The sequence below is a fragment of the Pseudomonas sp. LS1212 genome (genome assembly GCF_024741815.1).
Classification (GTDB): domain Bacteria; phylum Pseudomonadota; class Gammaproteobacteria; order Pseudomonadales; family Pseudomonadaceae; genus Aquipseudomonas.
Window position 1 is genome coordinate 5,178,154 of the sequence record NZ_CP102951.1, and the last position, 12,420, is coordinate 5,190,573.

At 57.0% G+C, this 12,420-nt stretch carries 9 protein-coding genes and 1 tRNA gene; 9 read left to right on the plus strand and 1 reads right to left on the minus strand.

Features of this window, described 5'->3' with window-relative positions; translation table 11 throughout:
• Positions 1-54 precede the first annotated feature (54 nt).
• The 3 genes from rpoD (at position 55) to NVV94_RS24275 (ending at position 5,861) form a co-directional block, all read left to right on the plus strand.
• Positions 55-1,899 (plus strand): RNA polymerase sigma factor RpoD, encoded by a 1,845-nt coding sequence (gene rpoD, locus NVV94_RS24265; protein WP_258444831.1) that lies wholly within the window; start codon positions 55-57, stop codon positions 1,897-1,899.
• A 118-nt stretch (positions 1,900-2,017) separates the two neighbouring features.
• Complete coding sequence (locus NVV94_RS24270) at positions 2,018-5,770, plus strand: bifunctional diguanylate cyclase/phosphodiesterase (protein WP_258444832.1); 3,753 nt, start codon at positions 2,018-2,020, stop codon at positions 5,768-5,770.
• Positions 5,771-5,784: 14 nt separating this feature from the next.
• Positions 5,785-5,861 (plus strand) — tRNA-Ile (locus NVV94_RS24275).
• A gap of 406 nt (positions 5,862-6,267) precedes the next feature.
• Here NVV94_RS24275 and NVV94_RS24280 read toward each other — a convergent pair.
• Positions 6,268-6,468, minus strand: coding sequence for a hypothetical protein (locus NVV94_RS24280; protein ID WP_258444833.1), 201 nt, complete (start codon positions 6,466-6,468; stop codon positions 6,268-6,270).
• Positions 6,469-6,751: 283 nt separating this feature from the next.
• Between NVV94_RS24280 and NVV94_RS24285 the strand changes: the two genes are divergently transcribed.
• The 6 genes from NVV94_RS24285 to ampC all read left to right on the plus strand — a co-directional run bounded on the left by NVV94_RS24285 (position 6,752) and on the right by ampC (position 12,357).
• Entirely contained in the window at positions 6,752-6,937 is a 186-nt protein-coding gene (locus NVV94_RS24285) for a hypothetical protein (RefSeq protein ID WP_258444834.1), read from the plus strand.
• Between the two features lie 13 nt (positions 6,938-6,950).
• Positions 6,951-7,622 carry a DUF3313 domain-containing protein gene (locus tag NVV94_RS24290; RefSeq protein WP_258447806.1) on the plus strand — a complete coding sequence of 224 codons (672 nt, stop codon included), beginning with the start codon at positions 6,951-6,953 and terminating at the stop codon, positions 7,620-7,622.
• Between the two features lie 200 nt (positions 7,623-7,822).
• On the plus strand, positions 7,823-9,241 hold the full coding sequence (locus NVV94_RS24295; RefSeq protein ID WP_258444835.1) for an efflux transporter outer membrane subunit: 1,419 nt from the start codon (positions 7,823-7,825) through the stop codon (positions 9,239-9,241).
• Positions 9,242-9,733: a hypothetical protein gene (locus tag NVV94_RS24300; RefSeq protein ID WP_258444836.1), complete on the plus strand. Its 492-nt coding sequence runs from the start codon at positions 9,242-9,244 to the stop codon at positions 9,731-9,733.
• Positions 9,730-10,734, plus strand: a complete 1,005-nt coding sequence (locus NVV94_RS24305; RefSeq protein WP_258444837.1) for an efflux RND transporter periplasmic adaptor subunit — start codon at positions 9,730-9,732, stop codon at positions 10,732-10,734. The genes NVV94_RS24300 and NVV94_RS24305 overlap by 4 nt, the downstream gene beginning before the upstream one ends.
• Positions 10,735-11,181: 447 nt before the next feature.
• Positions 11,182-12,357, plus strand: coding sequence for a class C beta-lactamase (gene ampC, locus NVV94_RS24310; protein ID WP_408733525.1), 1,176 nt, complete (start codon positions 11,182-11,184; stop codon positions 12,355-12,357).
• Positions 12,358-12,420 lie beyond the last annotated feature (63 nt).

Below are 12,420 nucleotides of genomic sequence, written 5' to 3' on the forward strand. Positions count from 1 at the left end.
GTATAATCCTCGGCTTGTTTTTTGCCCGCCAAGACCTTCAGTGGATAGGGTGTTATGTCCGGAAAAGCGCAACAGCAGTCTCGCATCAAAGAGTTGATCACCCGCGGTCGTGAGCAGGGCTACCTGACTTACGCGGAGGTCAACGACCACCTGCCGGAGGATATTTCAGATCCGGAACAGGTGGAAGACATCATCCGCATGATCAACGACATGGGGATCAACGTATTCGAGAGTGCTCCGGATGCGGATGCCCTTTTGTTGGCCGAAGCCGACACCGACGAAGCAGCCGCAGAAGAAGCGGCCGCAGCGTTGGCGGCAGTGGAAACCGACATCGGCCGCACGACGGACCCGGTGCGCATGTATATGCGCGAAATGGGCACTGTCGAACTCCTGACCCGTGAAGGCGAGATCGAAATCGCCAAGCGTATCGAGGAAGGCATCCGTGAAGTGATGGGCGCTATCGCGCACTTCCCTGGCACGGTCGAGCACATCCTCAGCGAATATGAGCGTGTGACCACCGAAGGTGGCCGCCTGTCCGATGTCCTGAGCGGCTACATCGATCCGGACGACGGCATTGCGCCGCCGGCCGAGGTGCCGCCGCCTGTCGAAAAGTCCGACAAGGAAGCCAAGGACGAAGACGACGACGAAAGCGCCGAAGCGAGCGACGACGAGGAAGAGGCCGAAAGCGGTCCGGACCCAATCGTTGCGCAACAGCGTTTCGGTGCGGTTTCCGAGCAGCTGGATATCACCCTCAAGGCTCTGAAAAAGCACGGTCGCGACAGCAAGCAAGGCATTGCCGAGATGCTGGCACTGGCCGAGCTGTTCATGCCGATCAAGCTGGTGCCCAAGCAGTTCGAAGGCCTGGTGGAGCGCGTTCGTAGCGCCCTGGACCGCCTGCGTCAGCAAGAGCGCGCGATCATGCAGCTGTGCGTACGTGATGCACGCATGCCGCGTGCCGACTTCCTGCGTCTGTTCCCGAGCAACGAAGTCGACATGACCTGGAGCGGCGACCTCTCCAAGCGCAGCACCAAGTGGGCCGAAGCTCTGGGCCGCCTGGACGCCGACATTGTCCGTTGCCAGCAAAAGCTGGTAGACCTGCAGAACGAGACCGGCCTGACGATTGCCGAGATCAAGGACATCAACCGTCGCATGTCGATCGGTGAGGCCAAGGCCCGCCGCGCGAAGAAAGAGATGGTTGAAGCGAACCTGCGTCTGGTGATCTCGATCGCCAAGAAGTACACCAACCGTGGCCTGCAGTTCCTTGACCTGATCCAGGAAGGCAACATCGGCTTGATGAAAGCGGTGGACAAGTTCGAATACCGTCGCGGCTACAAGTTCTCGACCTACGCTACCTGGTGGATCCGTCAGGCCATCACCCGCTCGATCGCCGACCAGGCGCGCACCATTCGTATTCCGGTGCACATGATCGAGACGATCAACAAGCTCAACCGTATTTCCCGGCAGATGTTGCAGGAAATGGGTCGTGAACCGACCCCGGAAGAGCTGGGTGAGCGCATGGAGATGCCTGAGGACAAGATCCGCAAGGTATTGAAGATCGCCAAAGAGCCGATCTCCATGGAAACCCCGATCGGTGATGACGAAGATTCGCATCTGGGAGACTTCATCGAAGACTCGACCATGCAGTCGCCAATCGATGTCGCCACTGTCGAGAGCCTCAAGGAAGCCACGCGCGAAGTCCTGTCCGGGCTGACCGCGCGCGAAGCCAAAGTGCTGCGTATGCGTTTCGGTATCGACATGAATACCGACCACACCCTCGAAGAGGTCGGTAAACAGTTCGACGTGACCCGTGAACGGATCCGTCAGATCGAAGCCAAGGCGCTGCGCAAGCTGCGTCATCCGACGAGAAGCGAGCATCTACGCTCCTTCCTCGACGAGTGATACCAAAACCCCCGGCATGCCGGGGGTTTTGCTTTCTGCAATTTAAGACCAGCCACCCTCACTCTCCGCGAAATGCCCGTCTACACTCGACTCATTCCACCGATGTAACGAGGCCGCTATGCCCAGACTGCCGGCCCTCCTGTTGCTATCTGTGCTTGCATGGACCGCAGCGGCCGACGCCCTGACCCTGACAGACGAGGAACAAGCCTGGCTCAGCGCCCATCCGCAGCTGCGCCTGGGCGTCGATGCCTCCTGGCCACCCTTCGAATACAGGGACCAGGAAGGCCACTACCAGGGACTGGCCGCCGACTACATTGCCTTGATAAAGGATCGCCTGGGCGTCAGCGTTCAGCCGATCGAGCCCGTCAGCTGGACAGCGGTACTGGAGCAGGCCAAACAGGGCAAACTGGACTTGCTGCCAGGCATCATGTCGACGCCCGAGCGGCAGACCTACCTGGCATTCACTCGCCCCTACCTGGACTTCCCGATCGTCATCCTGGCCCACAAGGGTGGCCCCCAGCCGCGCAACCTCAAGGAGCTCTACGGGCTGAAGATCGCCGTGGTGGAAAATTATGCGCCTCATGAACTGCTGCGCACCCACCACCCCGACCTCAATCTGGTCGCCCTGCCGAACCTCAGCTCGGCCTTGCAGGACCTGGCCACGGATAAAGTCGATGCCGTAGTCGGCGATCTCGCCTCGAGCGTCTGGAGCCTGCGCCAGCTCAAGCTCGAAGGCTTGTACGTCAGCGGTGAAACGCCTTATCGCTATCAACTGGCGATGGCGGTACCGCAAAATCAAAAGATCCTGGTTGGCATTCTCGACAAGGTCCTTGGCGAAATAACACCCAGCGAAACCAGCAATATCCAGGAACGCTGGCTCGGCAAGGTGCTTGACCAGCGTACGCTCTGGTATGACGCACTGATCTATGGCCTGCCCGGCCTGTTCGTGCTGGTCGTCATATTGGCGGGGGTGATTCGCATCAACCGCCGCCTCAGCTCGGAAATCTCCCGGCGCATCGCCCTGGAGCAGGAACTGCGCAGTAGCGAGTACCACTACCGCAGCCTGATCGAGAGCCTGTCGGCCATCGCCTGGGAGGCCAACGCCAACGATTTCACCTACACGTACGTTTCACCCCATGCTGAAGACCTGCTGGGTTATCCGCTGAGCCAATGGCTCAGGCCGGGCTTCTGGGCCAGCATCCTGCACCCCGACGACGCCTATTGGGCCCAGGCCTTCTGCGATGCCGAAACGGCGGTTGGACGCGACCACAGCCTCGATTACCGAGTCATCACCGCCGAGGGACGCTGCCTCTGGGTGCGCGACATCGTCAGCCTGATCGAACCGGGCCATGCCCCGGTCATGCGTGGGCTGATGATCGATATCAGTGAAACCAAGAAAATCGAAGAAGCATTGCGCCTCTCCGAACAGAAGTTCGCCTCGGTCTTCAAGCAATGCCCGGACATCCTGGTGATTGCGCGCCTCAGCGACGGTTGCCTGCTGGAGGTCAACAAAGCCTTCGAGGAACAGATCGGCATGAGCGCCGCCGAGGTCATTGGCAAATCCGCCATCGATCTGGAAATCTGGGGCATCGAGGGCATCGAGGGCATCGGCCCTGGCCTGCTGCAGCGCCTGCAGGCCGGCAGCATCCGCAACCTGGAGATGCCCTTTCGCCGCAGTAACAGCCAGGTGTTCACTGGCCTCATCTCGGCCGAGCCCTTCAAGCTCGATACCACGCCGGCCGTGGTTGTGGTGGTGCGCGACATCAGCCAACTCAAGGAAACCCAGCAACAGCTACAGATCTCCGAAGAGAAGTTCGCCAAGGCCTTCCACGCCTCGCCCGACGGCCTCCTGCTGTCACGCCAGAGTGATGGCCTGCTGATCGAAGTGAACGAAGGCTTCAGTCGCCTGACCGGTTACAACAGCATCGTCTCGATCGACCACTCGACGCTCGACCTGGGCATCTGGGTCGATCTCAACGAGCGCAAGCGGCTGCTCGACATCCTTGAAAGAGACGGCTTCGTACGGGACTTCAGCTGCCACATCCGTCGCATCGATGGCGAGGTCCGCCTGTGCGAGCTCTCCGCCCGCCCTCTGCCGATCGGCGGCGTCAACTGCATGCTGACCATTGCCCGTGATATTACCGAACGTCATTTGATGCAGGAGAAGTTGCAACTGGCCGCCACCGTATTCGAAAGCACGGCCGAGGGCGTGTTGATTACCGATATCGAGCAACGCATCACTGCGGTCAATCGCGCCTTTACCGAGATCACCGGTTACAGCGAAATCGAAGCGCTGGGGCAAACCCCGCGCTTGCTCGCTTCAGGCCAGCACGACAGCGCGTTCTACATCGCCCTGTGGCATCAACTGACCGCAGAAGGTCACTGGCAGGGCGAAATCTACAACCGGCGCAAAAATGGCGAGCTGTACCCCAGCTGGTTGACGATCAGTGCCGTACGCAACAACGAGCGGAGCGTCACCCATTTCGTGGCCGTGTTCGCCGATATTTCCAGCCTCAAGCATGCACAGGCCAAGCTGGACTACCAGGCCCATCACGACCCGCTCACCGGGCTGCCCAACCGCACCCTGTTCGAAAGTCGCCTGCAATCGGCCCTCACCTGCCCGCAGGACTCCAGTAGCCAAGGCGCCGTGCTGTTTCTCGACCTGGACCGTTTCAAGCACATCAACGACAGCCTCGGTCATCCGGTCGGCGACCTGCTGCTAAAGGGCATCGCCCACAGACTCAAGGAACAGGTCCGCGACATCGACACCGTAGCGCGCCTGGGCGGCGATGAATTCATCATCCTGCTGCCCGGCCTGCAACAAGCCAGCGATGCCGAGAACATTGCCAACAAACTGCTGGCCTGCTTCAGCGCCCCCTTCCAGGCCGGCGAACACGAGTTCTTCACCAGCGCCAGCATCGGCACCAGTCTTTACCCACAGGACGGTACAGACGTTGCCAGCCTGATCAAAAATGCCGACGCAGCCATGTACTGCTCAAAAGCCAAAGGGCGCAACCGCGTCGAAAGCTATACCCGCGATCTCACCGCCCAGGCCAGCGAGCGGGTCGCCCTGGAACACGAACTGCGCCGGGCCATCGAGCGCAACGAACTGAGCCTGTGCTTCCAGCCAAAGTTCAGCCTCAAGAGCCAGAGCCTGGTCGGTGCCGAAGCGCTGATCCGCTGGAACAATCCCACTTTCGGCGACGTGCCCCGCGAGCACTTCATTTCCCTGGCCGAAGAAAACGGCATGATCCTGCAACTCGGCGACTGGGTGCTCGAACATGCCTGCCAGCAGATGCGCGAATGGAACAAGAGCTGCAAAATCTTCGGCCCGCTCTCGGTCAACCTGGCGGGCGCACAGTTGCGTCAACCGAACCTGGTCAAGCGCATCGACCAGTTGCTCAAGTTCTACCACCTCAAGCCCGGTTACCTGCAACTGGAGATCACTGAAAACTTCATCATGAGCCAGGCCGAAGAAGCCCTCGCCGTGCTCCATCAACTCAAACGCCTGGGCGTGCAACTGGCCATCGATGACTTCGGCACCGGCTACTCCTCGCTCAGCTATCTCAAGCGCCTGCCACTGGATATCCTCAAGATCGACCAATCCTTCGTCCGCGGCTTGCCCGACGACCCCCATGATGCCGCCATCGTGCGCGCCATCATCGCCCTGGGCCGCAGCATGCAATTGACCGTCATCGCCGAAGGCGTCGAGAACCAGGCCCAGCAAAAATTCCTCGCCGCCGAAGGCTGCGAACAGATCCAGGGCTACATCGTCAGCCTGCCCCTGACCCCCTCGGAATTCGCTGCAACCTTTCTTCGTGCGAGTCTTTCCGATCTTTCGGATAGCACTGTCGAGAAACCGTCGTTATAATCCGCGACCACTGGGGGCCTATAGCTCAGTTGGTTAGAGCAGGGGACTCATAATCCCTTGGTCGCAGGTTCGAGTCCTGCTGGGCCCACCAATAAAATCAAGGGGTTACGCTCGCAACCCCTTTCTGCCTGAATCTGCTGTCAATCACCGGTCAATCACCTCAGCTGAATTGTGATCGACCGAGCTTGGTATTCTGCAGTCATCAGCAACAGCTTTCGCTTTGTCGCACGACCCTCTCGCCGAGACGAAATCGCCCACATCAGCCAGGCTGACATCTCTTCATATCAGATTGACGGTCACCATCTGAAATAGCCCAAGATGAAGCTGTCGATCGAGTCCGCGCGCGTATTGGTTAAGAAACTCTGGATGGTGGTCGTGAATCGCTTGAAAATCAGAACGACTGAGCCCCCAGAACCTGCAACCGTGCGCCAAGACCGAGAGCTAGAAATAGGCAGAATGTAAATAGCGAACAATGGAAGCCGGAAGCGCCAACGACTTCAATCAGCGCTAGAAGGCTTAAACAAGCCTACGACATCAACGCCGAGCGTCTGCGTCAAGCGCTCAAACCTGCGTTCGATTTGACCAGTTATTGCATTTGACTTGGCCAGCACCTTCGTGACCCCGACCGACAGAAAGCGGCCCAAACTGACGATGGCGACGGGCAGAAATCGGCCGATTCCGTTGAAAAAGTCGGTCATGGTTTCCTCGGCAGAAAAGTACGCGCCTGAGATTGAAATCTTTACTTTTGGCAGAGGCTTCCGAGCTCAGATTTCACGTGGCAGCGTGTAAAAAAGGCATTTTCACCGATCAATATTTGGGTCGTTTTGGCGAACCGACTTTTTCAACAAAATCGGCCAGAAGCGGTCCCCCAATTGACTGAACAGTCCACCACCAATACAGGATGCTTACCTCTATCGGACCTGCTTGCTAATGTGATGGGCTGTGATAGCTTTCGAGCACAATTGGAATGCGGTGGAATCGATGAAGCTCAACCTGGAAGAAGTGTTCGTTACTGAGGGCGTCCCGACCTTCACCTTTGTGAAACCACCGAACTTTAATCGGATTTTGCTCGATGTCCGCAGCCCAGGTAAACCTGTTGTCCTAGAGGGGCAGTCGGGCACTGGGAAGACGACTTGCATCAAGCAAATCCCGTTGCTGCTCATTTGACAGGAGTTACATGATGAAGCTTGCGTTAATGATGAGCATGCTGTGCATCGCCTCCATCGGAGTTGTGGGCTGTTCCAGCAAATTAACCCAGCCAGAAGAGTATTCGGGCTTTCTCAAGGACTACAGTCAGCTCAAAGAAGCGAAGTCTCCCTCGGGTGTTGAGGTGATGCGTTGGGTCGACCCAAAACTCAACATCAACCAGTACACCAGCGTTTACATTGAGCCGACCCAGCTCTACCCCAAGCCACAACCGACCGTGAAAATCCCACAAAGCACCTTGTCAGGCATCACCAGTTATTACGATCAGGCGCTTAATCGTGAGCTCAGTAAATCGTTACCGCTCGCCACCGGTCCAGGCCCGGGTGTAATCGTGGTGCGCGCGGCGATCACCGCCGTCAGCACAAAGACTGAAGGCCTCAAACCTTATGAGGTGATCCCGATTGCCTTGGTGGCCGCAGCCGTCAGTACCGCCAGCGGTATTCGTGATCAGGAAACGGGTCTGGCTACAGAAGCGGTGTTCCTTGATGGCGGAACCAACAAGATCATGGCGCAAGTGGTGCGCAAAGGCACTGGAAAGCCACTGGAAAACGACTCCCAGGTCATGAAATCCACCGACGTAAAAAACGTGATTGATGGCTGGGCTTCGGACATGCATCAGTCGTATTTGAAGCTGAAGGCGAAGTAAGTCTGGTCGATTGTCTGCGTTTCAAAACCTTCGTGGGCAAGCCTAGCTCGTATATATGCCATGTACCAGTGAGGCTTGTCCGCAATGACGGTTTATAGATCAATACAGAACTTGATTTATATCCCCTCCTCCCTAGGGGCAAGTCCAAGCGGGAGTTGTTAATTTTGGCTGTCGGAAAGCACTCAAGGTAGGGGTAAAACATGAACGCAGTTATTGCGAACAGAGAATTGCGGACGACGCTTGCGTTGGTCGGCATGCTGGCCTTAATGACCTGCATATCCGGCTGCGCAACGCCTTGGCAAAAAAAATGGCCAACGCACGAAACACAGGTCGTAGATTTGCCGGCGCCGTCGCCAACGCTGGCACCGCTGAGCATTGATCGTGAGTGGTGGACAGTTTTCGGCGATCCAACTCTCAACGGTCTGGTTGCCGATGCGCTCGTTAATAATCTTGATCTCGCCAAGGCGGCCGCGAATGTCGCCGAGGCGCGCGCCAATGCCGGCGCCGCAAAAGCAATGTTATCGCCGCGCGCCGATGCCGTGGGCAAAGCGTCTGCCACCAGGCGCCAACTGTCGGTCGTAGGCGAGGATCTCAACCACACCACCACATTCGCTACCGGTGGCGTCGGCGTTAGTTGGGAAATAGATCTGTGGGGGCGAATCCGACAACTGAACGAGGCCTCTCTCGCTCGCCTCGCGGCTTCGGAACACACGCGCAACGCCACGGTGTTGTCGATTTCATCGGCCGTGGTTGAAACCTATTTCCAGTTACTCGCGCTCGATGCCAATCTGCGCATTACCCAAGACGCGGAGCGCAATCTGTCCGAAGTTGCGGATTTAGAGAGGCGTCGCTGGGAGGCTGACGTCGGTACTGAGCTGGCCTATAGCCAAAGCCTTGCGGAATTCGCCTCCGTCAAAACCCGCATTCCCAGCATTGAAGCCGCGATTGTACGCACACAACTGGCCCTAGCCATTCTGGTCGGTCGCACTCCCCGGCAGATGACCGCGCCACTGGCGCGCAGTGGCGCGTTGCCATCACTTCCCGATATTCCCAGCGAATTTGATTCTACACTGCTGCTGCGCCGACCCGATGTTGCCTCAGCGGAACAGATGTTGGCCGCCGCCAATGCCGACGTTAACGCCGCCCGCGCCGAGCGCCTGCCGCGCCTGAATCTTGCGCTGCTAGCCGGTTTGATCGCGTCATCGTCGTCAGCCATTTCCGGGTTTCCGCTGTACGCCGATCTCAGCTCGGGTGTGAGCGCACCTATTTACGATGCCGGGCTCCTACAATCCAAAGTCGAGGCTGCCGTAGCACGAAAAGACAAAGCCATAGCCCATTACCGCTACACGGTCGCCCTCGCCTTTCGCGATGTTTACGCGGCCATGATTGATCGCGATGCCGGCGACCGCCAAGTCGGGGCGGCAGTTAAAGTGGTGAAGATTCGCAAACAGGCGCTGAAACTCACGGAAAAAAGTTACGAAGCCGGGCGCTCTAGCAAATTCGAAGTACTATCGGAAACTATCGACATTCTCAATGCGCAGACGGCCCTGACCGACGCCCGGCTAAACCAGTTTATCGCCAGCAGCGAGTTTTTTAAGGCAATCGGAGGAGGTTTCTAAATGCTATTCCATGTCTATGACGACCCCAAGCCAGAAGGCTATTTCATCAACGAGCCAGAGGGGTTCTATCGCACCATGCTGGACGCAGACTGGGTGATGTACATTCTGCTGCCCGGGCTTCTTATCGCCATCGTAGTCGCATTGATGTATGCATGGCGTCTGCACGAAATTCCCAAGCACAAGGCCCAGCACAAAAAGATGCGGCAGGCCGAACTGGTCAGCGCACTGACGATACTAGGACTGTTCGAACACTGGGTATGGGCGGTGGCACTATTTATCGCGTACATGGATTGGGAGGCGGTCGAGGACTGGGTGCTGAATATCGTGCGGCGTTCGCGCGACGTCTCGATTATGAGTCCGACTGGCATCGTCGAAGCGGCGGCACCTACCGTTGAGCTGGAGCCACCGTTTGATGTGGGGCTGGTATCCGATGCTGCAGTTATAGAAACAACATCGGTGTCTACGCTTCGCAGCGAGGAAGCGCGCTCATGAAACTGATTATGGTTCCCTACTTTCTTATTTGCTGGTTGCTGCTGAAGTTTGGCATCGTTAAACGCACTCTCGGCAATTATGTCGCGATGGGCTGCGGCGCCGTTTTCCTGCTGTTAATGGTGCTGACTTTCACCCGCTATCTGGCTTTTATCGATCTGACTGCAACCACCACCGTTAAAGCGCCACACATCGTTTTGAACTCGCCTGCGGGCGGCGAAATCGATCGGATCTATGTCACCCACAATCAGCGCGTGAAAGCTGGTGATCCGATTTACAGCTTTAAGACTGATCGTTATGAAATTCAGATGGCCGCCAAGCGCGCTGAAAAATCGCGGCTGGGAACTCAACTCAATAAGCTCGAGATTGATCTCAAGCGGCTGGGCAAATTGCGCGGCGAGATCGTGCCGCAATCGGAATTTGACGCGAAGCGCGCCGAGCTAGATACCCAGCGTGATTTGGTGATTAAAGCCGAACAGGACATGGCCGATCTGCAATGGAAAATAGATAAAGCTATTGTGCTAGCGCCAGTCGACGGCCAAGTCAACGTGCAATATTTGTCTGAAGGACAGTATTTCGGCGAGACCCGCCCCGCGGCCATCACCATGTTCACCAATAAAAAGTTTATCGAGCTACGCATTCCCGATCAGATTTACGAATACATAAAACCCAAAACGTTTGCCGAATTCTATGTCGACGCTTACCCCGGCAAGATTTTTCGCGCCCGCGTGCACAGCATCACCGAGTCCACCGGCGAAGCCCAAGGTTCGCTGCTGCCGACACCCCAGAGCGTGACCCAGCACGTGATGAAAAACATGAACGAAGCGGGCCGAACGGCGATTCTTGAATTCGATGATCCAGAAGGTGTGCACATACCGATCGGTGCCACTGGCAAGGCCTGGATTGCGGCCGAGAAACCGGCCGAAGTGCTCGGCTTTCTCGATGTGGTAGCCGGTATGTTGCTGCGCTTCAGTGCCGCTGAATCGTATTTCAAAGCGTTCTGATAAAGGCTTGCTGATCGAGGGTGGCCCCCCTGCCTTCCAAATCGATGATGATAGGGGTCAGATTCTTTTTTCGGTTCCATCGGAACCATTCGATTAGTGGAAACGCCCCTGACCTCATAAGCGCTCCTGAATGGCCGCACCCGGCCGATTCTGTTGAAAAACTCGGTTTTGGTTTCCGCGGCAGAAAAGCACGTGTCTGAGATTGAAATCTGGAGCTTACGCAGCAGGCTCAGGGCTCAGATTTGGCGTACCAACGCGCGAAAAGCGCATTTTTACCTCTCAATGCATCGGTAGCCTGGCCGGGTCGACTTTTTCAACACAATCGGCCCAAAGCAGCCGGAAAAGATTCATTCGTTCAACTGCTGTTTATCGCCCAAAGCAGTCAATCACTAGTGGTCAAGCACATCAAAATTCATGGAGAATCTTTCAATCATGTACGAAAAAACCATGACCAGACTGGGGGGCTTTGCCGTTTCCGCGCTTTTCCTCGGTGCAGGCAGCTGCGTCGCCGGGGATGATGTAGAAAACGGGGTCAGGGCTGTCGTGGACGCAGCTATCCGGCCGGTTATGCAGGAGCATGCCATCCCTGGCATGGCGGTGGCGGTAACACTCAATGGGGAGCAGTATTACTTTAACTACGGCGTCGCCTCCAAAGAGAGTGGGCAGATGGTCACCGATGACACGATTTTCGAGATCGGCTCGGTCAGTAAAACCTTCACGGCGACCCTCGCATCCTACGCACAGGAAAGCGGAGCGCTCTCCTTGTCTGACCACGCAAGCCAATACCTGCCTTCGCTGCGTGGCAGCAGTTTCGACAGCATCAGCCTGCTCGATCTTGGAACCTACACGCCCGGCGGTCTGCCGCTGCAGTTTCCGGACGATGTGGACAGTCACGAAAAGATGATCGGTTATTACTACAAATGGAAACCAACCTATGCCGCCGGAACACACAGGCTCTACTCGAACCCGAGCATCGGCCTGTTCGGCTTTCTAACCGCTGAAAGCATGGGTGAGCCTTTCGAAGATCTACTGGAAAAGAAGCTGTTCCCGAAGCTCGGCCTGAGGCAGAGCTACATCAAGGTTCCACAAGAGCAGATGAGCCATTACGCCTACGGCTATAGCAGAGAGGACAAACCGATCAGGGTGGGCCCGGGCGTTCTGGATGCCGAGGCTTATGGCGTGAAATCCAGCTCGGCCGACATGATTCATTTCGTCGAGGCAAACATGCAGGCGGCGGATCTGGATGAGCCGCTTCAACGTGCGATCGCCGCAACGCATAGGGGCTACTACAAGGTCGGCGACATGACGCAGGGGCTGGGATGGGAGTTTTACCCCTACCCGATAGAACTCGACCGCTTGCTTGCGGGCAACTCGCACAAAATGATCCTCGAAGCGAATGAAATTACTCGACTCAACCCTCCACTGCCACCGCAGGACAACGTGCTCATTAACAAGACAGGCTCGACGAGCGGTTTTGGTGCTTACGTGGCCTTTGTTCCAACCAAGGGTATCGGCATCGTGATGCTGGCGAACAAGAACTACCCCATCCCTGCGAGGGTGAAAGCCGCCCACGAAGTATTGATGGCCCTGGATGCTCAGATTGGATCGAGTGCACGTCATTGAGCGCTTGAAACTCTACGCACGTTAACGAGGTAACCTGGATGAACATTGGTGGACAATGCTTTT